This is a genomic window from Acetobacterium paludosum (genome assembly GCF_008086595.1).
In the GTDB taxonomy this organism is placed as follows: Bacteria; Bacillota; Clostridia; order Eubacteriales; family Eubacteriaceae; genus Acetobacterium; species Acetobacterium paludosum.
Genome location: NZ_RXYA01000003.1, coordinates 276,033 through 299,706 on the forward strand (window position 1 = coordinate 276,033; position 23,674 = coordinate 299,706).

The 23,674-nt window shown below is 39.8% G+C and carries 20 protein-coding genes; 6 read left to right on the forward strand and 14 right to left on the reverse strand.

What is annotated here, in order from left to right:
- Positions 1–4: 4 nt before the first annotated feature.
- The 3 genes from FZC41_RS04870 to FZC41_RS04880 are packed head-to-tail and all read right to left on the reverse strand — an operon-like array spanning position 5 to position 3,452.
- Positions 5–2,407 carry a diguanylate cyclase gene (locus FZC41_RS04870; RefSeq protein WP_148566263.1) on the reverse strand — a complete coding sequence of 801 codons (2,403 nt, stop codon included), beginning with the start codon at positions 2,405–2,407 and terminating at the stop codon, positions 5–7.
- Positions 2,408–2,435: 28 nt separating this feature from the next.
- Positions 2,436–3,122 (reverse strand): CDGSH iron-sulfur domain-containing protein, encoded by a 687-nt coding sequence (locus FZC41_RS04875; protein ID WP_148566264.1) that lies wholly within the window; start codon positions 3,120–3,122, stop codon positions 2,436–2,438.
- 33 nt (positions 3,123–3,155) lie between these two features.
- The gene (locus FZC41_RS04880) at positions 3,156–3,452 is read right to left on the reverse strand and encodes a cupin domain-containing protein (protein ID WP_148566265.1); all 297 of its coding nucleotides are present in this window, start codon (positions 3,450–3,452) and stop codon (positions 3,156–3,158) included.
- Positions 3,453–3,602: 150 nt separating this feature from the next.
- On the opposite strand from FZC41_RS04880, the gene FZC41_RS04885 reads away from it, so the two are divergent.
- Together FZC41_RS04885 and FZC41_RS04890 are read left to right on the forward strand one after the other, a co-directional pair.
- On the forward strand, positions 3,603–4,778 hold the full coding sequence (locus FZC41_RS04885; protein WP_148566266.1) for an iron-containing alcohol dehydrogenase: 1,176 nt from the start codon (positions 3,603–3,605) through the stop codon (positions 4,776–4,778).
- Positions 4,750–6,246 carry a bifunctional diguanylate cyclase/phosphohydrolase gene (locus FZC41_RS04890; RefSeq protein ID WP_148566267.1) on the forward strand — a complete coding sequence of 499 codons (1,497 nt, stop codon included), beginning with the start codon at positions 4,750–4,752 and terminating at the stop codon, positions 6,244–6,246. Before FZC41_RS04885 ends, FZC41_RS04890 begins: the two co-directional genes overlap by 29 nt.
- Before the next feature lie 79 nt (positions 6,247–6,325).
- On the opposite strand, the gene FZC41_RS04895 is transcribed toward FZC41_RS04890, so the two are convergent.
- Positions 6,326–8,185 carry a diguanylate cyclase gene (locus tag FZC41_RS04895; RefSeq protein ID WP_148566268.1) on the reverse strand — a complete coding sequence of 620 codons (1,860 nt, stop codon included), beginning with the start codon at positions 8,183–8,185 and terminating at the stop codon, positions 6,326–6,328.
- Between the two features lie 142 nt (positions 8,186–8,327).
- The gene (mgtA, locus tag FZC41_RS04900; RefSeq protein ID WP_148566269.1) at positions 8,328–10,946 is read right to left on the reverse strand and encodes a magnesium-translocating P-type ATPase; all 2,619 of its coding nucleotides are present in this window, start codon (positions 10,944–10,946) and stop codon (positions 8,328–8,330) included.
- 294 nt (positions 10,947–11,240) lie between these two features.
- On the opposite strand from mgtA, the gene FZC41_RS04905 reads away from it, so the two are divergent.
- Together FZC41_RS04905 and FZC41_RS04910 are read left to right on the forward strand one after the other, a co-directional pair.
- Positions 11,241–11,750, forward strand: a complete 510-nt coding sequence (locus tag FZC41_RS04905) for a DUF6323 family protein (RefSeq protein WP_148566270.1) — start codon at positions 11,241–11,243, stop codon at positions 11,748–11,750.
- The gene (locus FZC41_RS04910) at positions 11,743–13,104 is read left to right on the forward strand and encodes a DUF6179 domain-containing protein (protein ID WP_148566271.1); all 1,362 of its coding nucleotides are present in this window, start codon (positions 11,743–11,745) and stop codon (positions 13,102–13,104) included. The genes FZC41_RS04905 and FZC41_RS04910 overlap by 8 nt, the downstream gene beginning before the upstream one ends.
- Before the next feature lie 159 nt (positions 13,105–13,263).
- Here the strand turns inward: FZC41_RS04910 and FZC41_RS04915 are convergent, their stop codons facing one another.
- The 7 genes from FZC41_RS04915 to speD form a co-directional block, all read right to left on the reverse strand.
- Positions 13,264–13,656: a PaaI family thioesterase gene (locus tag FZC41_RS04915; RefSeq protein ID WP_148566272.1), complete on the reverse strand. Its 393-nt coding sequence runs from the start codon at positions 13,654–13,656 to the stop codon at positions 13,264–13,266.
- 46 nt (positions 13,657–13,702) lie between these two features.
- Positions 13,703–14,839, reverse strand: coding sequence for a carboxynorspermidine decarboxylase (gene nspC, locus FZC41_RS04920; RefSeq protein ID WP_148566316.1), 1,137 nt, complete (start codon positions 14,837–14,839; stop codon positions 13,703–13,705).
- Between the two features lie 3 nt (positions 14,840–14,842).
- Positions 14,843–16,042 (reverse strand): saccharopine dehydrogenase family protein, encoded by a 1,200-nt coding sequence (locus tag FZC41_RS04925; RefSeq protein ID WP_148566273.1) that lies wholly within the window; start codon positions 16,040–16,042, stop codon positions 14,843–14,845.
- Between the two features lie 189 nt (positions 16,043–16,231).
- The gene (gene speB / locus FZC41_RS04930) at positions 16,232–17,083 is read right to left on the reverse strand and encodes an agmatinase (protein WP_148566274.1); all 852 of its coding nucleotides are present in this window, start codon (positions 17,081–17,083) and stop codon (positions 16,232–16,234) included.
- Entirely contained in the window at positions 17,073–17,924 is an 852-nt protein-coding gene (speE, locus tag FZC41_RS04935; protein ID WP_148566275.1) for a polyamine aminopropyltransferase, read from the reverse strand. The genes speB and speE overlap by 11 nt, the downstream gene beginning before the upstream one ends.
- A 2-nt stretch (positions 17,925–17,926) precedes the next feature.
- Positions 17,927–19,360, reverse strand: a complete 1,434-nt coding sequence (locus FZC41_RS04940; RefSeq protein ID WP_148566317.1) for an aminotransferase class I/II-fold pyridoxal phosphate-dependent enzyme — start codon at positions 19,358–19,360, stop codon at positions 17,927–17,929.
- 45 nt (positions 19,361–19,405) lie between these two features.
- Positions 19,406–20,200, reverse strand: a complete 795-nt coding sequence (speD, locus tag FZC41_RS04945) for an adenosylmethionine decarboxylase (protein ID WP_148566276.1) — start codon at positions 20,198–20,200, stop codon at positions 19,406–19,408.
- 653 nt (positions 20,201–20,853) lie between these two features.
- Between speD and pdxS the strand changes: the two genes are divergently transcribed.
- Positions 20,854–21,726, forward strand: coding sequence for a pyridoxal 5'-phosphate synthase lyase subunit PdxS (gene pdxS, locus FZC41_RS04950; protein WP_148566277.1), 873 nt, complete (start codon positions 20,854–20,856; stop codon positions 21,724–21,726).
- The gene (gene pdxT, locus FZC41_RS04955; RefSeq protein ID WP_148566278.1) at positions 21,726–22,295 is read left to right on the forward strand and encodes a pyridoxal 5'-phosphate synthase glutaminase subunit PdxT; all 570 of its coding nucleotides are present in this window, start codon (positions 21,726–21,728) and stop codon (positions 22,293–22,295) included. The genes pdxS and pdxT overlap by 1 nt, the downstream gene beginning before the upstream one ends.
- 46 nt (positions 22,296–22,341) lie before the next feature.
- On the opposite strand, the gene queF is transcribed toward pdxT, so the two are convergent.
- Positions 22,342–22,836, reverse strand: coding sequence for a preQ(1) synthase (queF, locus tag FZC41_RS04960; RefSeq protein ID WP_148566279.1), 495 nt, complete (start codon positions 22,834–22,836; stop codon positions 22,342–22,344).
- 9 nt (positions 22,837–22,845) lie between these two features.
- A complete protein-coding gene (locus tag FZC41_RS04965; protein WP_148566280.1) occupies positions 22,846–23,349 on the reverse strand; it encodes a QueT transporter family protein in 504 nt (167 codons plus the stop codon).
- Positions 23,350–23,674 lie beyond the last annotated feature (325 nt).

Genomic DNA, 23,674 nt, shown 5'->3' on the forward strand with positions numbered 1-23,674 from the left:
CAGCTTACTTGGTATTTTTTTTTAAAACTTTTTCGGTCAATACCCTGGCAATCTCCGGATCAAACTGTTTCCCTGAACATCGCCTGATTTCATTGATGGCTTCTTCTTCGCTTAATCCTTGTCGATAAGAACGATCACAGGTCATTGCATCATAAGCATCTGCAACCCCAATTATTCTTGCCTGAATGGAAGCTTCCGCTCCGATAAGTTTTTTGGGATACCCTGTTCCATCCCATCTTTCATGATGCTCTAATACATGTTTGGACATTTCTGAAAATTCATTCGATGCACTTAAAATACGATAGCCAATTTCAGGATGCCGTTGAATTTCTATCCATTCATCGTCGTTCAATTCGCCCTCTTTATTTAGAATCTTTTCATCGATTCCCATTTTTCCAATATCATGCATAAGGCCTGCGATGCCAATTTGATTGATGTCATCTTTTTCAAAGTTCATTTCTTTGGCAATCAATATACATAATTCACCAACTCTTTTTGAGTGGAGCACCTCTCGGCTACTCTTTTCATAAAGTGTATTCATAATAAGATCAATCGTTTTGCTTTTAATACTTGCACTTTCAAACAATTTATGCCGATACATATCGTCTTCCGCTCGTTTATAAATTTCTTGAATATCCTGTTCCGCATATTCTTTGGTTTCACAACCAAAGGATATGGAAACAGCAAATGCGCCAATCTTTTCGTTCGAAATCGTTGTCTTAAGATGATTCATCACTTCAACCGCTTGAAAAATATCCGTTTGAGGTAAAATGACAATAAATTCATCCCCGCCAAGCCTGGCAACAACATTTCGTTTCGGACACGCCGATGAAATAAGTTCAGCCGCCTTTTTAAGCAATTCATCCCCCATGGTATGCCCAAATGAATCGTTAATGAGTTTTAACCCATTAACATCCGCCATAATCAGGGTAATCGGCAAATTAAATGGGGTATCCAATCGAGCCAGTTCTGCTTCATAAAACCGGCGGTTATACAAACCGGTTAAGTAATCATGATAACTCAAGTAGCTAATTTCTTCTTCCGCTCGTTTTCTTTCTGAAATATCAGATATTATTATTGCAAATTCTTTAAATCGCGGCGAATAAGCAATCACTTCAAAACATTTATCCAATTCTATTGAATAATTTTCAAAATGAACTGGCTCACCAGTCATTGCCACCTGACCATATTTTTCAATCCAGTAAGTTTCTGTTCTCGGCAATACCGACAATACCGATTTTCCAATAATATTTTCCCGTTTAAGCCCAGTCAACCGCTCATAGCTTTCATTGACATCCAGAAATATATAATCAACAACTTTCCCTGACTTATCTATTACGACTTTATGAACAGCCAGTCCCTGAGACATTTGGGTAATCAGCAACCGATGCCGCTCTTCACTTTCTTTTAAAGCGTCCTCAATCTGGCTACGTTTTGAAACATCTACCAGGATATAACTGGTCAATTTTCTTTTTAAATCAAAATCATTTTTATTAATATAAAACCATCTGATATCATTATTTATTGTAACCTTAACCGGGGTTCGTATAAAAATTTCCTGATCCAGGCTATTTATTGTATCTTTAATATCTTTTCCCTTCAAAAATTCCTTTGCCTTTGAATTAGCGCAGACAATTTCCTGATCATTATTCATCAGAAATGCAACTTCTCCAATATTAGAGAAGTTGTTTTTCCAGCGATTTATTTCCAATTCAAAAATATCATTTTTAACTTCAATGAATCCAATCAAAGTAGCTATGAACAAAATGACAATCGGAGTCGGATCAAGATATTTGTCAAAACCCAATATGATGACAAGCACGGCAATCCAGGAGACCTGCATCAATAAAGCCAATATTTTGTAATTTCTTTTCAAGCTGACCGTATTTGTTTTGCTAAAAGCTTTAAATAATGCAATTGTTGAAAACAGCAAAAAAACGGCATAGTAAATCAATATTAAATAGTATCCAAGGTTTTTTGAAGTATGTGCTACTGAAAATCCTTGAATTCTTATTAATTCTATGCTGTTGTAGGTCCAATGATGAATAGGATTTGTTATATAAACAAGCCACAGCAGACTAGAAATTGCAGCCACAGCAGCCTTAGTATAAGAAGGCAGTTTGTTCTTTGTCAATCCCGAAACAAACAGCATCCCAAAGGTTGGAATAAATACCACCCCCAAATATTCGAAGCTTCGAAAAATCAAAAATAAATCATTATCTAAAGAATTGAGTGCCAGAAAATAACCAAATGCATAAATTGCAGCGGCAAACATGAAAAGCGAAAAAGAATTAAACCGCCCCTCCACTTTTTGTTTAAACAACCTGATTCCAACAACAGTATAGGCAACCGAAATGATTGGCAGCGTAAACACGATTAAATTTAGCAACACCTGTTGAATATCCATTTCAATTCCTCATCATTCTCCGGCCAGTTTATTTTTTGTCCCTAAATTTAATGGGCACATGTGTGGCGTCACAAAACGGTTTATCGCTTGACTTTCCACACCGACAAAGTACAACCCGATTTCTTTTTTCATACCGTGTTCCATCGGAAGATTCGATTGGGATATTTCCCTTTACAAAAATTCCGCCGCTTACGCCTCTTTCCGGATCCTGAATGATATCAATACCTGGTTCGTATTCAGGTTCAAAAGCATTTCCAGCTTTATCAACGGCAACCAACCGTCCTGCCGGGCAATCGCTGGCGGCCTTAATCGCCTCTTCTCTTAATCTAGGATTATCAGACTCTTCAGTTAATCCCCAGGCATCGCCATCATTTCTGTGACAAAAGCGGGCAAATGCACACCGGTGATCATCCAACAAATCAAGCTCCGGTCCTTCCATATACTCCGCCCGGTCTTCAAAGCTGGCTTTTGATGCGGTTTCTTCGCCATTAAAATCACTTTTTATATGAGCCCCGTCGCAAAATGGTGGATTTTTCGATTGACCGCAGCGACATAACGTATAGGTTTCAGCCTGGGGAAGCTCGCGCCCCTCAGTGTACACATAACCTCTTCCCGCCGCTGTTATAATTTTCTCAGAAAGTTTAACATGACCTGATACAACATAAGGCCCGTTTTTTAATATCTTTATTTTTTCACTGGTTTCATTATTTTTCATAATTTCCGTCCTCTTAGCTCCTTTTTAAACGACTTAGTAAAAAACACATAACCAAATACAGGGTGGTTCACTTGATGTATAAGCTACCCGATGCTTTTGGTGGGGAGGGATCAAAAGGCTGTCGCCTTTTGCTAATGCGACCCGATTATGCTCAAATTCCAGCTCAGCATTTCCATCGCATAGTACCACAAATTCAGTTTCTTTCTGATCATACCAGTCTGATATTTGCCCGGTGCTGATAATTCTTTCGATTCGGACTTTTTCATTTTCTATTAAAATAGTTGTCATTTCATTTGTTAGCGAAAGTTCCGATAACTCAAAAATATTCATTTTCTACCTCTATATACTGATGATATCATAAAATACAACATTTGAAAAATAATGTGTTAATTTTTCATTAAGTAATAGGGTTTACATTTAAAAACCGACCTGTTATACTGAAATTATTGAATTATTTAAACTATACGGGGGTATCATAACTTGACGGAATCATTATTGGAATTAAGAAAATTTGTTGTTCCAGAAATAATCATTGGCGTGGATGCGCGATTGCTGATCGGACGCTATATTTCTCATTTTAATGCAAAAAAGCCAATGATTGTAACTGACAAAACGATACAAAAATTCGAATGGTTTCAGGAAATTATTGATCTCGTCCGATCATATTCCAATGGGTTTTATCTTTTTGATAAAATCACTCCAAATCCCGATGACTTTGAAGCCATGCTCGGCGCGGAGCTGTTTCTATCTTTTGGTTGTGACCTGATTATTGCCATCGGCGGGGGCAGTTCCATTGATTGCGCAAAATGCATCAGTATTGTCGCTGCAAACGGTGGCTATATCTTGGATTATGAAGGCGTCGATGAAGTGAAAATGCCCGGTCCTCCCCTAATTTGTATTCCAACGACCGCTGGTTCTTCTGCCGACGTATCTCAATTTGCAATTATCAAGGATAGTTCTACCAATATAAAACGTGCCATCATCAGTAAAAAGATCGTCCCAGATTTGGCGCTGATTGACCCGGTGCCCCTTATGACCATGGACCCCTATTTAACAGCCTGTACCGGAATGGATGCCTTAACACACGCAATTGAAGCTTATGTATCCAATACCCATTCGGCATTAACCGATGTTCACGCCTTGGAATCACTCAAACTAATCAGTCAGGAAATTGAAAAATCAATATTACCCGAAAGAACCCTCGATACGATGTTTCAAGTCATGCATGGTTCCCTTCAAGCCGGCCTGGCTTTTTCAAATGCCAGCCTTGGTGCTGTCCACGCCATGGCCCACTCCATGGGGGGGCTTTTAGACCTGCCCCATGGTGAATGCAACAGCATTTTACTCGAGCATGTTATTCGTATTAATTTTGACAGTGTGCCTGATCGATTTAGAAATATTGCTAAACAATTGGGCATTCCAGTCGATAATCTTACAAATGATGTTCTTCTTGAAAGAATCATCGACAAAATTGTTTCCATGCGAAACAATCTGCACATCAAATCCACCATTGCCGTGGAAACACTTGATGGGGCGATGCTGGATTATTTAGTCGAGAATGCACTCAATGATCCCTGCATGGTAACCAATCCAAAAGTTTTAACAAAGGATGAGGTGAAAAGCATTTATGAACGAGTATTATATACCCAAAAATAAAAAAGAGATCACCCGAGAGTCCATTATTGGTCTTGGCGAAAACTCATTTAAAAAGAATTATTATTCTGAACTTCAAACTAAATTGTTGGATCTGGAACGGGTTAACAGCCGCAGTAGGGCATTAATTGCCACCATTCCGGATATTTTATTAATCGGTGATGAAAACGGTCACATTGCTCCATTTGGTTCTTCTTTAAATTGCGCCTCCAATGTTACTTTAGAAATCATGCGAAACCAAACCATTATGGATGATTTGAAACAGGTGATCCAATCGGTTGTGGCTAGCAAAGTTCTAAGCGCCTATTATTTTACGATGCCTTTAAATGAGCAGCTTCACTACTTTGAGGTTCGAATTCAAATTTCAGAATTTGATGAAGTGTTGATCATGATTCGTGACATGACTGAACGTGTAACGCTGGAAAATAGATTGAGAGATTTAGCCGAAAAGGATGCTTTAACGCGCATTGCCAACCGACATTTTTTTGAAGCAGCACTTGAAGAAATAGACCATCAGGAGATTAAAAATCTGATCATTATTCTCCTCGATATTGATGGTTTAAAATTTGTCAACGATACTCTTGGGCACTTAGCAGGGGATCAGGTAATTATTACAACAAGCCAATTTATCAATCAGTATTTTCAACGATTTGGCATTGTCTCACGAGTCGGCGGCGATGAATTTGGTGTTATTGTGCGAAATCAATTGCCTGAAACCATAGAGATGGCTTTAGAAAATTTGAAAATCGCATTAAATGACTTTAACGAATCCAGTGATGCGGCATTTAAGATATCTCTTTCTTATGGATACGCTTACCATGCCTCCGGTTGTCTCCATCCTGATTTTCTTTTTCAAGAAGCTGACAATAACATGTACCAAAACAAATTGCTTAAAGAGTCCAGTATTCGCAACAGTTTAGTAAAAACACTCATGAAAGCTTTGGCAGCCAAGGATTACATCACCGAGGGTCATACCAATCGGATGCATGCTTTATCAACCATTATTGGTCAGCACCTTCATTTACATCAAAATATTATGGACCGCATCCAGTTATTAACAAAATTTCATGATATCGGAAAAGTTGGTATTCCAGATAGTATTCTTAAAAAGCCATCCGGTTTAACACCTGATGAATGGAAAGTAATGAGAAGCCATTCTATCATCGGAGAGCGGATTGCCAATGAATCCTCAGATTTAAAAGAGATCTCCCATTTAATCCTCAAACATCATGAGAGATGGGATGGATCTGGCTATCCGCTAGGCCTTTCCGGAGATAAAATTCCTATTGAATGCCGTATTCTGGCAATTGTTGACTCTTTTGATGCCATGACAAATGATCGGCCTTACCGTCCGGCGCTATCCATTGATACTGCAATTAATGAAATTATTAATTGTTCCGGAACCCAATATGATCCGAATTTAGTTGAAATATTCATTAAGGTGTTCGACAAATATATACAGTCTCAATAAAGGCTCAGTTTTATTGAGACTGTAGTTAAATCAGCTCATTCTTTAATCTGATCCGAGCTTGATGCAAAAGCAGATATTATCATCCTTCTTCCACAAATTCTCTTTCCAATGCCTCCACGATCTCCGGATCATAGTGGGTGCCAACATTTCTTTTTATTTCTTCTATTGCTTCTTTTTGGCTAATTGCTTTTCGATATGATCGATTGCTCGTCATATCATCAAACCGTTCCCCGACTGCAATAATTCGCGACAATTTTGGTGTCTCTCTTCCTTTTAATCCTTGTGGATAGCCGCTTCCATCCCATCTTTCATGATGCCCTAAGACGATATTTGCCAAATCAACCGTGTGATCAAAGGCATTCAAAATCCGATAACCCACAACCGGGTGTAATTGCATTTCTTTCCAGGTATTATCTACCACATATTCATTCTTAGAAGCAATCTCTTTATCAAGGGCAACTTTACCAATATCATGTAGATATGCCGCTTTTGAAACCTTGATAACCTCTTCATCGGAAAGATTCATTTTTCTGGCAATTTTTTGGCATATTTCGCTTGTTTTTCTAGCATGTCTGGCCTCAGATGGAAATTCTTCATAAAGTGTTTCTAAAATCATATTGAAAGAATCTTCTTTGTTTTGGCCCCGATCCAAAGTTTTTTTCATATACATATTTTCTTCTGCTTTTTCTAGAATATTGGCAATATTCTCCTCCGCCTGATACTTTGTTGCATATCCCATCGATACATTTCCTTGAACGGCTTTTATTCTTTCCTTGCTAAAATCATCTTTAATCCGCTTTGAAATTCTTTCAGCATCTTTCTTTTGAGTTTGAGGAAGTAAAATGGCAAACTCATCGCCTCCCCAGCGTGCAATAATATCATCGGCCCGGCACACTTTTGTAAATATTTCTGAAACTTTTCTCAATAATTCATCACCAGCTTCATGTCCAAAAATATCATTTGTTAATTTTAATCCATCAACATCGCCAATAATCACTGAAATCGGAAGATTCCTTTCGGTATCCAATCGGATCAGTTCTTCCTCAAAAAATCTACGATTATATAAACCTGTCAGTGAATCATGAAAACTATTGAATTCCAGTTCTTCTCTTTTTTCTGTTTTTTCAGTTACATCTCTGAATACCACCACCGCACCGCCAACATTTCCTTCGTCATCGCTTATTGGCGCTACACTGTCTTCCAAATGGTATTTTTCGCCATTTCTAGCAACCAACATAACATGACTATCTAATTCTTTCATCGAATTAGTATTAAAAACGGCCTTAATCGGATCAATAATAATCCCCTCTTTTTTTTCGTGAATTAAAACAAAAACCTCTTTATAATGCTTACCTACTGCCTCTTCTGCACTCCATCCCGTCATTTTCTCGGCGGTGCTGTTTAACATTTCAATGATTCCCTTTCGATCGACCACCATTACCCCATCGCCAATTGAAAGCAAGGTTTTTAAATATTTTTCTCTATTTCTTTCCGAAACACTTCGGATATATGTACCAACTCCAAAGTTTCCATTCAATAAATCGACTGGAAATTTAGTCGATTTATATACATTTCCCTGCCATAGCATTTCAGCTGTCACAAATGTTTTCGACTCCAGTACTTTCCGATCAGTTTTTCGTTCTTTTATGGCCGTCTTCTCATCAAGTATCTCAAAATCATCCAAGCCAATAATTTTTCCCGAACTGATTCCATAAAATTTTTCCATCGCACCATTTATGAAAATATAACTTAATTCTTCATCTTTTAAGCAAACTGGGATTTCTTCTGATTCAATGAAGGTTTGAACCAACTCATTAAATCGTCGGATCTCTCGGCCTTTTTTTATTTTTGTTCTTTTTTTTATACCAAAAAAAATAAAAATGCCTAATAGAAACACACTGCTAATGATAATGATGATTTGCAATATTGATATCTTCATTGATTATACTTTCTCCAATCATTAGCTTCAAATTTATATTTTATCTGACTCTGTCATTAACTAGCCCATTATTAATTCGCAATATTTATTATATTATAAACATTTTGCTTAAAATTGTACACAATTCATACTATAATATTATTCACTCCCCAAATTTGTGAAAAAACCATGTTTTAACTAGTTGGGTCAAGACGATATATCCCATTAAAATAAATAACAGCAACAGCCAGTAAAGCGGCGGTAATGACACAAACCCCAGTGTTTGAGCTAGTGGCGAAACCGTCAGCCAGGCCGCCGCTAAAGCAATGAGAATTGAAGAAATAATCAGAGGCCAGCTGGCGCGGCTTTGAATAAATGGTATTTTATTGGTCCGAATGACATGAATAATCAGCGTCTGAGTAAAAACAGATTCAACAAACCAACCGGTATGAAACAAAGCCGGATTATCCCAGCAGTTAAACACATTAATCATCATGAAAAAGGTCAGATAATCGAAAACTGAACTGATCGGTCCAATACATAAAATAAATTTTTGGATTTCTCCGATTCGCCATTGACGGGGTTTCTTCATCCATTCCGGATCAACCTGATCGGTGGGGATGGTTGTCTGGGAAAAGTCATATAACAAATTATTAGTCAGTACCTGTATCGGCAGCATCGGCAGGAATGGTAAAAATGCACTGGCTCCGACTACGCTGAACATATTACCAAAATTGGAACTGGCAGCCATTCGGATATATTTAACGATGTTTCCGAATACCCGTCGGCCTTCTTTAACCCCTTGTTCCAGCACTAAAAGATTATTATCCAACAAAATGATGTCTGAGGATTCCTTGGCAATATCGACCGCATCATCCACAGAAATTCCAACATCGGCCGCCTTTAAAGCTGGAGCATCGTTGATTCCATCTCCCATAAATCCGACAACATGGCCATTTTTCTGCAAAGCATGGATAATCTCCTCTTTATGATTTGGCGAGAGTTTTGCAAAGATGACGGTTTCATTGACTGCTTCAGCAAGTTCCGCTTCATTCATTTTTTCAATTTGAGAACCGATCAAAATCTTATCAGTGGCAAGCCCTACTTCCCTGCAGATATAGGCAGTCGTAACCTCATTGTCCCCGGTTAGAATCTTAACTCCCACATTCAAATCCTTTAAACGTTTCAATGCGTCTGGCACAGAGTTTTTTGGCGGATCAAGGAAAGATAAGAATCCCAGCAGCACAAGCTCCGATTCATCTTTAATTTCATAAACCGGCTGGTCCGAAGCATTCGGAATTTCCTTGTATGCCAGCGCAATAGCAAGAAATCCCTGCTCATTTAACTCGCCAACGATTTTCTCTGCGTTTTCTTCATATTCGGGAAGCATCGGAAAAATGTTTCCATGGATTTCCACACGGTTGCAACAATCAATAATTTTGTCCACCGAACCTTTGCAGATCAATATATTCAAACCAGTTTCGTCTTTCACAATAACCGACATCCGTTTTCGGGTAAAATCAAAAGGGATCTCATCAATCTTGTTATACTTTTCATCGGCTTGTAAAAACTCTTCCAATTCACCATGATCGAGAATCGCTTCATCCAGGAGATTTTTCAATCCGGTATGATGATAGCTATTCAGATACCCATAATGCAAAACTCTGGAGCTTGGTTCTCCCTGTACATTGACGTGCTTTTCAAGAATTATTTTCCCCTCTGTGATGGTTCCGGTTTTATCGGTGCATAACAAGTCCATGGCACCAAAATTTTGAATTGAATTCAAGCGCTTGACAATCACCTTTTTGCGGGACATCATCATTGCTCCCTTTGAAAGATTGACCGATACAATCATCGGCATCATCTCAGGGGTTAATCCGACTGCGACTGCCATTGCAAAAAGAAAGGCTTCCAGCCAGTTCTGCTTGCTGATGCCATTAATCAGAAATACCACGGGTACCATAACCCCGATGAAACGGATCATCAGCCAGGTGAATCCATTGATCCCTTTATCAAAACTCGTTAACTCCTGTTCCTCTGTAATACTGGCGGCCAAAGAGCCAAAGTATGTTTTATCGCCGGTATGAATCACCACTGCCAAAGCCGTTCCGCTCACAACATTTGAACCTAAGAAGCATAAATTCTCGACTTCTAGAGGATTGCGCTGATCTTTTGACACTGGTTTTGAATTTTTCTCTATTGGTAAAGCTTCTCCCGTAAGTGCTGACTGATTGAGAAACAAGTCCTTAGCTGATAGAATGCGAATATCACCGGGGGTCATATCCCCCGCCGATAAACGAATGATATCTCCGGGAACCAACATCTTCAGCGGTATTTCTTTTTCTTCTCCATCCCGGATCACAGTTGCTTCGCTGCTGACCATTTCTTTAAGTTTTTCCGCGGTATTGTCAGCACGCATTTCCTGAAAAAAGCGAAGAACAACGCCTAAAATTACCATTGCAAAAATAACTAAAGTCGCCCGTACATCTCCGGTCAGATATGAAATCACAGCCAAAACAGAAAGTAGGATAACTAAGGGATTTTTTAAATTATTGAAAAAATGCCTCAGAACCGATTTCTTTTTTTTTCGAGCAATCTCATTAAATCCGTATTGTTTTATTCTCAAATTGGCTTCATCCTCTTGAAGGCCTTTTAATTGCGTATCAAGTTGCCTTAAGACATCATCGTTTTCTGCTGTTGCCATTTTTAATAACTCATCTGAGAAAGTTATATTTTTTTCTTTGGAAAAACTTTCTTTGTGGTCGATTTTTTTATTTTCCATTGATCTAAATACCTCCAGTCCATTTTAGCATGCACTTTATAGTTGTATTACCCTTATTCCTCAAAAGCAATCAAATGGTACAAAAAAGAAAAACAGGCGCCGCTATTAAAACGGCACCTGTTTTTCTTTTTAAATTTATTGATTTAGCTTAACACTTGTGATATCATTAAATTCATACGCACAAATAATATATTCTGATAAATTACAAGCGTATCATATCACATAAAAAATGCATTGTCAATACCAAATACGTCTTTTATGTCTATCAAATATTTTACAAATGAGGTAACCAACATGTCATTTAATCTAATGCTTTTTGATAATGCGCTTGTCCAAAAGCAAGCCGTTTCAGAAATAATGCTGTGTAACGAAATAATCGATCAATATTCGCTGGCACTAACCGAAGCATCCGCTCTTGAACTTGTTGAAACGCGTTCCTATTCCCTCGAAAATTTGGGAAGGATCGAATTTGGTGGCGGAATCATCGGAAAAATAATTATCGTATTTTGCGACTCTCCCTATCTTTCGCAAGATAATTTTGAAGGAATTCTGCACGAACTTATTGAAATATTTTATTACTATAAAAATGAAACTCTTGATTTAATGAGTGACGATGACCTAATCAACTATATGAAAATGTATTTTGATGGTGTTTGTCACGGCTCTCTGGACCAACTTAAATTTACCGAGCTTGACAGAATGGCACGAAATGTCAGGTTTGGCTACAACCCAGATTATAATGAGCTGGAAGAAGCAATCAAAAAAGAAATGGAAGCGGAGGAGAAAGAAGAAAACAATGAATAGTATCGATAAACACTCAAAAATTGATGAACAGAAGCTTAGTAAGGAATTTTTTTTTCAATCACTTTTACAAGAGGCTTATATCCAGGGTGAACTGAGCCAATTAGAATCTGAACGCATCCAGGGAGAATGTCTTAAACTCTTATCCGAAAGCACTGAACGGTATACAAAAGGCCAAAGCAGCTCCGTAAGGGTGGAAACTGCCCAAAATATTATGGCTTCCAACTTATACACCATCAGTATTTATCTAAAGTCATTGCCTAATGTTTCAACAGCTATTTATCACATTATTCATGAACCCATTGAAAAGCTCTACGAATATGGCTATGCGATCCTAAAGCGAAAAATAAACGTTGCTCATTATTTTTTTCACCTGGTTGATAAAACAAAACTCAAAACTCAAAATCATGCCTACAACATCACTATTGATGAAGGTTTTAAACCTTTTTTTGGAACCTATGAAATCAATTTTCATGCCCATGAAATTTGCTGCGACATTGACTATCAGCTCATCCATCCCGTCACTGACTTAGCCGGTGTGGAATACATCATTCAATATTTGGAAAATTTATACTATGAAAATTTATTTTGCCAAAAATTTGATGCCGACATCATTCACGAAGTTATGTGCGGTTATGATGAAAATTACAAAGACTTACTTGATAATCTTTGCGAACAGGTTCTTCAAAATGCTTTAGGATGTATATTCCTAAAGAAACCGGTTCAATCTCTAGACTTAAATCTTTTGGATATTCAAAAAATAGAAAATGAGCTGCAGGGGAAAAAACAGCCGTTTATTTTTGATCAATTACTGGCAGCAACAAATGAAATGTTTGAAGACTTGGAGATCTCAAACACCTCGGTGGAGCACTATCTTCTTTCAAACTTACCTAAAATAGCATTAAAGATTTGCACCGCACTTGAAACAAATTCCATCAAGAAAGTTTTTGTTCCGCGTTTCAATCCTCATTCGAAAACCATTGTCAAATACTACATGGGCGTTAAGATGGATGATAAAAGCTATCGGGATATTGTCAGTGAATTACTTTCCTGCCGATATTTTGAAGATAAACTGCAGATCATAAACGAGTATATTAAAACACTTGCCGATATGGAAGATATTATCATAGCTGGTCAATTTTCCGCAGCTGAAGCATCCACAGTGTTTGATTTGCTAGACGATATTGAGGTAGCGGCTTTAATTAAGCACAATCCCATCAATCAGGAAGTAAATGTCGTTGAATATTCAGAAGCAGAAGTTTTGATGCAGAAAAATTTAAAGCTGTATTTAGAAAACATGCCAACCGAGCGACTCGCTAATATTCATAAAACGATGTCCACCATTGAAGTGATCTAAAGCTACCAAAGCCGAACGTCAATTACTATAGGGTCATTAGGGTCATTGTTTCGAACAAAAGCGAAGCCAGAGTAAATCCTTTTACTCTGGCTTCGCTTGGTTTAATTTCTCTTGCCCTTGTTTAATCGACATCCGTCGTTCATCAGCAGGCAGTGAGCCCTATCGAGGCCTTTTAATATATCCCATTCCGTTAAATCGGGCAATGATTTCATCCGTTTCATCAAAAATATCCACGGTATAATTACAAATGCTTCTGGTCGAAGAGATCTCTTTGGCTTTTGCAAACAGCCACTTGCCTTGCGGCGATTTAAAATATGATATGCTTGCATTGATTCCCACGGTAACCAGTCCTTTTGTATTTGAGGCTGCTGCAAATGCATAATCTGCCAGTGTGAAAATCACCCCACCCTGAACAATATTTACGCCGTTAAGATGTACTTCTTTGATTTCCATTTTCACTTCTGCATATCCATGATCAACTTTTACCAGTTTTATTCCCAGCGAATTGGCAAAACGATCATTTTCTATTGTCTTAATCATATCTTTATCCATACAACAGCTCCTTTTTCGCTTACTAAATAAGCCCACCGATTATCCATCAGGACAGCCGGTTTTTAAAATCTTCATATCCGAATTGCTTAACCATTCGGATGTTTTTTGCTTCTGTAAAAATGGCAATCGATGGTAAATTCATGCCGTTGAAGGTATTGTTTTTTACCATGGAATAGATGGCCATATCGCAAAACACAAGTTTGTCTCCAATTTTAAGCTGGCGATCGAAAGAATAATCGCCCATAATATCTCCCGCCAGACAGGTTGCTCCACCCAGACGATAGGTAAACGGCTTTTCTCCGGCTAACCCTGCTCCGATGATTTCCGGGCGATAGGGCATTTCCAACACATCCGGCATATGACAGGCAGCAGAGGCATCTAAAATCGCATTCTTAATTCCATTATCAACAATATCCAGTACCGTCGATACCAAAAAACCGGTGTCTAAGGCCACCGCCTCACCCGGTTCAAGGTAAACTTTCACCTTGTATTTGCCCTGAATATGCTTGATGCAGGCAATCAGTTTTTCAACATCGTAATCTTTTCGGGTAATATGGTGTCCCCCGCCAAAATTAAGCCACTTCATTTGGTGGAGATAACAGCCAAACTGATCTTCCACCGCCTTCAAGGTTTCTTCCAAAGCATCGGCATTTTGCTCGCAAAGCGTGTGAAAATGAAGTCCCTCCAGGCCTTTAAGCAGTTCCGGCTTAAACTGTTTTAATGTAACCCCCATCCGGGAACCCGGTGCACAGGGATCATAAATAGCATGCTCCTGAGTTGAACACTCAGGATTGATTCGCATCCCGCAGCTTCGTCCGGCTGCTAAGGCCTGGTCTTTATATTTCACCCATTGGTTAAATGAATTAAAAATGATATGGTCGCATAATGATAGCATCTGATCAAATTCATTCTCCAAATAGGCGGTTGAAAAAACATGGTTTTCTTTTCCCATTTCCTCATAACCCAGACGGGCTTCAAACAAACCGCTGGCAGTTGTACCCGATAGATACTTCCCGATGAGAGGGTATAAAGAAAACATCGAAAAAGCCTTTTGCGCCAGCAATATGTGACAACCGGTCCGTCTTTGAACAGCATCTAAAATCTCCAAATTTTTAATGAGCCGTTCTTCATCCACGATATAACAAGGGGTTGGCAGCTCAAAAAAAGCATCGTTAATTCGCATCATCTAATCAACGAGGTCCGGGGTGAAGCTCTCCTGCCAGGGCAGTCCCCATTTGTTCAATGCTGCCATAAACGGATCGGGATCAAATTCTTCAACGTTGTATACTCCCGGCCGGTTCCACTGTCCGGTCATCACCATCATCGTTCCGATCATGGCCGGAACACCAGTGGTATAAGAAATTGCCTGGGAACCGACTTCTTTATAACATGCCTCATGATCACAAACATTGTAGAGATAGTAGGTCTTATCCTTTCCGTCCTTTTTTCCCTGGAAAATGCAGCCGATATTTGTTTTACCCTTCGTTCTTGGCCCCAATGTCGATGGGTCAGGCAAAACGGCTGCTAAAAACTGCAGCGGCACGATTTGCCGGCCTTCGAATTCAATCGGTTTGATGGAAGTCATTCCGACGTTTTCCAGGCATTTCAAATGGGTAAGATAACTCTCTCCGAAGGTCATGAAAAAACGGATTCGTTTTATCCCTTTGATATTTAATCCCAATGATTCCAGTTCTTCATGGTGAAGCAGGTACATATCTTTTGGTCCAATCTCCGGAAAATCATAAACCCGTTTGATCTCCATGGGCTTGGTTTCAATCCACTTTCCAGCTTCCCAATAGCTGCCGTTGGCACTCACCTCGCGGATATTGATCTCCGGATTGAAGTTTGTTGCAAAGGGATAACCATGATCTCCCGCGTTGGCATCAAGGATATCAATCGTGTTGATTTCGTCAAAGTAATGCTTTTGGGCATATGCAGCAAAGACTCCGGTTACCCCCGGATCAAAACCACTCCCCAATAGAGCCGTGATTCCAGCTTTTTCAAAACGTTCCCGATAATCCCACTGCCATTTGTATTCGAATTTTGCGGTGTCCACCGGCTCATAATTGGCCGTATCCACATAATTCGTTTTCGTCGCCAGGCAGGCATCCATAATCGTTAAATCCTGATAAGGCAGGGCCAAATTTAGTACCACATCCGGCTTGAATGCTTCAATGATGGCAATCAATTCATCCACATGGTCAGCGTTTACTTGCGCCGTGGTGATTTTCGTATCACCGCCATCAAGCTTAGCTTTCAACGCATCGCATTTACTCTTTGTCCGGCTGGCAATGCATATTTCACTGAATACCTCGCTGTTCTGACAACATTTATGAATGGCGACGCTGGCAACCCCACCGCAACCAATAATTAACGCTTTTCCCATAATTTTATCCTCCTTTATTGTTAGATTTTTACAAAACTGCCGTAGGCTTCGCTGCCAGTTTTACACGTTACAATTTTCGAACTGTTCGCCTACACGTTACAAAATTGTTTGTGAAAACTGACCGCGAAGCAAGTGTTGTTTGAGTCTTTAGAATTTTGCAATTCCTGTTGATAGTTTAGTTTGATTGTATTATTTAACCACTGCCAGCAACAGCTCACGCAGGACTTTGCAGGCCACCGCTGTGGAAACGCCGCTGTGATCATAAACCGGAGATAACTCGTTGATATCGCAGCCCACAATTGAAAGCCTGCTGACGGATCGAATAGCGTCGAGCAGCTGCATAAAACTGACTCCACCAGGTTCCGGTGTTCCCGTTCCCGGAAAGACCGATGGGTCCAGCACATCAAGGTCCAGCGTGAAATAAACTGGTTTGCCTTTTAATTTTTCCACCACCTCTTCCAGTCCCTGGAAATCAAATTTTCGAGTTACGACGTGTTCTTTTCCCCACCGAAATTCGCTCCGGTCTCCTGAACGAATACCGAACTGAAAAATTCGATCATCGCCAACTAAATCCCACACCCGATGAAGGACCGTCGCATGAGACAGTGTTGCTCCAAGATAATCATCTCGCAAATCCGCATGGGCATCAAAATGAACCACATGAAGATCCGGGTGTTTTCTAAATACTGCCCGCACCGCCCCCAGCGTCACCAAATGCTCTCCGCCGATCATCACCGGCAACTTATTGTCACCAAGAATCTGCGCCGTGAACGCTTCAATTTGGCCCAATGCTTTTTTAGTATCGCCAAAACAAAGTTCCAGATCCCCGCCATCAAATACATTGATATCCGCTAAATCCTTATCCTGATAAGGACTGTAGGTTTCCAGTCCATCGGAATCTCCCCGCATCGTTTTACTGGCAAAACGGGTTCCCGGCCGAAAAGAGGTCGTGGAATCAAAAGGCGCTCCAAAAACAACCGCCTTTGCTTCCTGGTAGTTGCTATCACATCCCAAAAATGTTTCGATATTTTTATTCAACATCTCTCAGCAGCTCCTCCACATAATTTGGCAGGGCAAAAGCACCGACGTGCAATTTGGTGTTATAATAACGGGTTTTGAAACCTAACGCATTCCATTTCACCGCTTTTAAATCCTCAATGGGATAATACTTCTTCGAAGCAAATCCAAACAGCCAGTGACCAGAAGGATAGGTCGGAATATGCGCCTGATAAACCCTACTGATGGGGAACGAATCGACAATCCGTTTATGGGCTCGTTGCATCGCCACCGCGTCATCCTGATAAAATGCACTTTCATGCTGATTAACCATAATCCCGTCTTCCTTAAGCGCTTTAAAACAATTGCCGTAAAATTCCTTGGTAAACAGTCCTTCACCCGGACCAAAAGGATCGGTGGAATCCACAATGATGAGATCATACTCTTGTTCACATCGGCGAACAAACTTTAATCCGTCCTGATAATACACCGATACGCGTTCATCACCAAAACAGCAGGCAGTGTGAGGCAAATGCTTCTTACAAACCTCCACCACGAGCTCATCAATCTCCACCAAATCAATCTGTTCGATTGATTGATAACGCGTTAACTCCCTGACCGCACCGCCATCACCGCCCCCAATGATCAATACTTTCTTCGGTGCCGGATGAACCGCCATGGGAACATGTACAATCATCTCGTGATAGATAAACTCATCTTTTTCGGTCAGCATCATGTATCCATCTAACGTTAAAAACCGTCCAAACTCTTTGGAATCAAAGACATCAATTCGCTGAAACTCACTATGACCGCAATAAAGCTGACGGTCCACCTGGATTGAAAATTTGACGGTAGGGGTATGTTTTTCTGTAAACCATAGTTCCATTGCTATCCCTCTCTCAGTACATTGAGATTCTTAATGTCCATATCTTCCGGACCGGTCATAAAGCAACCCTTTTCTTTCATGTACTCAATTGAATCAAGAATTTCCGCTGTGATTTTTTCTCCTGGTGCCAGAATGGGAATCCCCGGAGGATAACACATCACAAATTCACTGCAAATACGCCCTCCGCTTTGTTCCAGTGGAAGTGCTTCCTTTTCTGCATAAAATGCCTCTTGCGGGGCTACCAGCACCTCTGGATTAATGTATTCATATTGCAGCATTCCGGTTTTATCTTTTTTATAAATGCGGCGAATTTCGGCCAGGGCACTCACCAGACGTTCTAAATTTCGATGCGTGTCACCGACTGAAATGTAGGCTAAAATGTTTCCCACATCTCCGAATTCTACCTGAATATCATACTCATCTCTTAAAATATTATACACCTCAATACCGGCAAGACCCACATTCAAAGTATTAATTGATAATTTTGTCGCATCGAAATCAAAAATTGTATCCCCGTTAATCAATTCCTTAGAATAAGCATAGTAATCGCCGATCTGATTGATTTCATCTCTTGCATATTGAGCCATCTGAGATACTTTCCTAAAAATTTCTTTTCCCTTGCAGGCCAGATTTTTTCGTGAAATATCCAAACTGGAAAGGAGTAAATAAGAGCCGCTGGTGGTCTGCGTAAGGTTGATAATTTGCCTTACATAACCTGGGTTGACAGCCGCCCCACCAACTAAAAGAAATGAGCTTTGCGTCAGCGAACCGCCGGATTTATGCATACTCACCGAAGCCATATCGACTCCTGCCGCCATGCCACTTAATGGCATGTTCTCGCCAAAATAAAAATGGGTTCCATGAGCCTCATCCGCCAGCACCAGCATTCCATGCTGGTGGGCCAGCTCCGTTATGGCTCTTAAATTGGAGCAGATTCCATAATAAGTGGGATTGTTGACTAATACCGCTTTTGCCTCGGGATTTTCTCCAATCGCTTTTGCCACTGCTGCCAAGGTCATTCCCAACGATATACCCAGTTCATGATTCATTTCGGGATTCACATAAACGGGAATAGCCCCCCCAAGAATAAGTGCATTGATGACACTGCGGTGAACGTTCCGGGGCAGAATGATTTTTTCACCTTTTTTACAGGCAGATAAAACCATACTCTGAACTGCAGACGTGGTGCCATTTACCATAAAAAACGCCTGCTTAGCGCCAAAGGCATCTGCCGCCAGCTCCTCGGCTTCTTTAATGACTGAAACCGGATGGCAAAGATTGTCAAGTGGTTTCATGGAATTAACATCCACTGACATACAGCTTTCACCTAAAAAATCAGTTAACTCTGAATTTCCTCTTCCCCGTTTATGTCCGGGGACATCAAAGGGAACAACCCGGCTTTTCTTTAACTTATTCAGGGCTTCCAATATAGGCATTCGTTCTTGTTGTAATTTTGACACTTTTCTTTATTTCCTCCCTTTTTAATACACATTACTGCCGCTGAAAATTTCAATCATCTCCCGACGAAGGCTTTCCGTTATTTGCAATCGCGTTCTTGGCGGCAATTCATAAGCGTCCGTATTAAAAAGATAATTTTGCAAACATATTTCTTTTAACATCATTTTTGTATGAAAGATGTTGGACTGATAAACATTGATATCAATCGCATCATATTCCTTCAATGTTTCGTCATTGATATAATCCTGAATTGATGTAATCTTATGATCAATAAATAATTTTTTTCCACTCACATCCCGAGTAAAGCCTCGCACCCGATAGTCCATCGTGATAATATCTGAATCAAAGCTTCCAATGAGAAAATCCAGCGTACTTAACGGTGTGATTTCTCCACAGGTGGCGACATCAATATCCACCCGAAAGGTTGCAATGGAATTATCCGGGTGATATTCCGGATAGGTATGAACGGTCACATGACTTTTATCCAAATGGGCGACGACCGTCTCTCCATTTAAATCAGTTTTAGGAGCATTTTCGCCCTGACAACCTCTAAGAAAAGTTTCTTCGGCAATTAAAAATGTCACACTGGCACCCTGGGGATCATAATCCTGTTTAGATACATTCAGTACCCGAGCCCCGATCATCTCCGTAACACGATACAAAATCTTAGTCAAACGCTCAGAATTGTATTGTTCATCGATATAGGCAATATAATCCCGCTGTTCGCGTTCGCTTTTAGCATAACAGACATCATAAATGTTAAAGCTAAGGGATTTGGTTAAATTATTGAAACCATTTAACTTTAATTTATTTTCCATATTCCACCCCATTTCAATTTTTCCCGGTAAAGCAAAAAACCCAAGTGATCTTCCAGCATCTGCTGTCCATCCACTTGAGTTTCTTTTCTACTAATTTTGTTTTATTTCGAATTAAATGCTTAATCGCATTTTCAGGTTTATTTATTCAAAATGTAGAAGTCAGAGTCTATATAGCAAGAACTTACTTTTACTACTCTTATTGATTGTTTCACAAGTGTGATGTGCAAAAACGCACACGGTTTTAAGTAACCAACTTATAAAATTTGAGCATTCGCTCAATCAATAAGGCAACGAAAGTTGCCAACCGGCATTCGACCTAGCTGTCCGTATGGCATTCAATTTCTTTATCGTTCTTAAGTAAATCGGATAAAGAAATGGTCAAAATTCTTTGACGCATTCAGAAAATTTCGTTTTAGAATACGCTAAATAGATTAAAATCTACCTCTAATCATACGACTCAAATTGTACTATAGAAACAGATTAAAATCAAGAAGATTTTTTATTTAAAGAATGTTACTCATTTTCTTGAGTTTTTCATCTGGTGCTATCACATTTGTCGTTTTTGATACTTTTAATGATGCCAGTAATGTATTACAATACTGCACATTGAACAAATCAGTAAAATCAATTTCAAAATAAAAGGAGAAAATAAAATGAGTAATCGTTATGAGTTAAACAAGAATTTGGCCCAAATGTTAAAAGGCGGGGTTATTATGGATGTCACCACTGCTGAACAAGCGCGTATTGCCGAAGATGCCGGCGCCTGCGCTGTTATGGCCTTAGAACGGATTCCCGCCGACATTCGGTCCGCCGGCGGTGTATCAAGAATGAGCGATCCAAAAATGATAAAAAGCATTCAAAAGGCGGTTTCCATTCCAGTTATGGCCAAAGTACGCATCGGTCATTTTGGGGAGGCTCAGATCCTTCAAGCCATCGAAATTGATTACATTGATGAAAGCGAAGTTCTTTCCCCAGCGGATGATACTTACCATATCGACAAAACTAAGTTTGATGTGCCCTTTGTCTGCGGCGCAAAAGACCTGGGTGAGGCCTTAAGAAGAATTAGCGAAGGGGCTTCGATGATTCGTACCAAAGGGGAACCGGGAACCGGAGATGTCGTTCAAGCGGTTCGCCATATGCGACTGATAAATCAACAGCTTCGAACGATTCAAAACACCAGAGAAGATGAACTTTTTCAGGTTGCCAAGGATTTGCAGGTCCCCTATGATCTAGTGAAAATTATTCATGAAACCGGTAAGCTTCCGGTGGTCAATTTTGCCGCTGGCGGTATTGCCACACCTGCTGATGCTGCTTTAATGATGCAGCTTGGCGCTGAAGGTGTCTTTGTGGGATCTGGTATTTTTAAATCAGGGAATCCTGCCAAAAGAGCCCAAGCGATTGTTAAAGCCGTCACCAATTTTAATGATCCTAAACTGCTTGCTGAACTGTCTGAAGATCTGGGTGAAGCAATGGTTGGAATTAATGAACAGGAAATTGAATTATTAATGGCTCAACGAGGGATCTAATGAAAAAAACAATCGGCGTATTATCCGTCCAGGGGGCTTTTGAAGAACACATCAAAATTCTAAAGCAATTGGACGTGAACTGCATTGAGCTAAGAAAAAAGACCGATCTGACGAAGCATTCCATTGACGGTCTGGTCTTGCCCGGTGGAGAAAGCACGGTGATGGGAAAACTCCTTCGCGAACTTGACCTGTTTGATCCTATAAAACACTTAATTGAACAAGACATCCCGGTTTTGGGAACCTGTGCCGGACTCATCCTGTTAGCCGGCAAAATAGCAGATGATGAAACCCTCTATTTTGCCGCCATGGACATTGTGGCCAGGCGAAATGCCTATGGCCGGCAGTTGGGAAGTTTTCAGACGGATGAAGAATTCAATGCCTTGGGGAAAATTCCCATGGTCTTCATTCGGGCCCCCTATATTGAAAGTGTTGGCGAAAAAGTTGATATTTTAGCCCGTGTTGACAACCATATCGTGGCCGCGAAACAGGCTAACATGATCGTCACTTCATTTCATCCTGAACTGACCGCTGATCTTACGGTTCATCAATATTTCTTAAATCTAATCTGATTTTATTAAAAAAACCTGAGCCGCTTAAAATTCTGCGGCTCAGGTTTTATCGATTATCTATTTTTTCAGGATATAAATCATGATTGTGCAGGCGATTTTTTGCCACTTCGAACCATTCTGTCCCTTCTTTTCCATAGTTGCAGTAGGGATCAATGGATATCCCGCCTCTCGGAGTAAACTTTCCCCAGACTTCTATATACTTGGGGGCCATCAGCTTAACAAGATCTTTCATGATGATATTCATGCAGTCTTCATGAAAATCGCCATGGTTTCTAAAGCTGAATAAATAAAGCTTAAGCGACTTGCTTTCAACCATCTCTACACTTGGCACATATGAAATATAGATTGTTGCAAAATCCGGTTGACCTGTTATCGGGCATAAACTCGTAAATTCGGGACAGTTAAATTTGACAAAATAGTCATTTCCCTGATGTTTGTTTACAAATGTTTCGAGAATTTCAGGATTATAGTCAAAACGGTAGGGCACTTTTTGATTTCCAAGAAGCGAAATTCCTTCAATTTTCTTTTCTCTGTTTGACATTGATCCTCCTTATATTTTCAAGAGCGGTTTCTCTAAATATTTTACAATTAAAACACCCAGGATACTCGGTAAAATCTGACCGATTCCAACACTCACCAGCAAAACCAGATATGGCACACCGAGAATATAGGAAAGCCATATTGGAACCAAAAGCGTTGGAATGACAAAAATCGGCAATCCCACCAGGATAACATTGATTTTCTTTATATAATAACAGGCAGTCGCGGTCAGCAGACCTGCAACACAGCCCCCAATCATATCCAACGGTCCAAGACCTCCCATAATGGTATTGCTTAAAAGATTGGCAACGCCCAAAGGAATAATTAAAAAGGGCTGGATGGCTGCCAATGCATACAGACTTGTTGCAACTCGCACCTGATACTGTCCAAAGGCAAAACTCTGGGTCAGCAGCATGATGACGATGTATATGGCGATGACAACTCCTGAAATCGTTATTTTTTTAGTGTAGAATAATGGCTGTTTTTTTACTGCGATGGATTCTTTATTTTGCATAATAATGCTCCTTTCTTTCTTAAAAAAATAAAAAGAGCAACGCCAATCCAACAAAACAAAACGCATTTGTAACACCAAAGAAACAGGCGATCCAATTTTCTTTGGTTCGCTTGATTTTTTGATTTTACAAAATAAAAAGAGCGCCTGGGCGCCCTTAAATAAACTAAAATAGCTAGCCCTAGTTTTGTTTATAGACAGGATGGTTACGAACGAACTGTCTTTTATTTTTTTATGAGTTGATTCTAACATAGAAACGATCCATTTAGCAAGTGAAAAATTTTCAAATAAAGTTTGTTTCTTGCCAATGTGGATATATAAAATAATA